Source organism: Lacinutrix sp. MEBiC02595 (genome assembly GCF_053601555.1).
Map to the genome: position 1 here is coordinate 1 of NZ_JBSHNU010000004.1, position 211 is coordinate 211.

The window sequence follows — 211 nt, forward strand, 5'->3', positions numbered from 1 at the left end:
TCCGTTTTGTGTTCCATCACCATCTTCATCATTATATACGGTTCCAGTTACTGTTCCGGCTGTAGTATAACCATCTGTTCCTGCTGTAACTGTTCCACTTACTGGTACCGTTACTTCGGTTGGCTCTGTTCCATCTGTTAAAGTAGCACCTGTTGGCAAAGTAGTTGTATCTACTACGATATCTACTGTTCCTGCTGGTACTCCTTCTATA

At 42.7% G+C, this 211-nt stretch carries 1 protein-coding gene; it reads right to left on the reverse strand.

Annotated elements, in window-relative coordinates:
- On the reverse strand, positions 1-211 hold a 211-nt coding region (locus tag ACVCZW_RS00010), incomplete at both ends, for a hypothetical protein (RefSeq protein WP_452231275.1).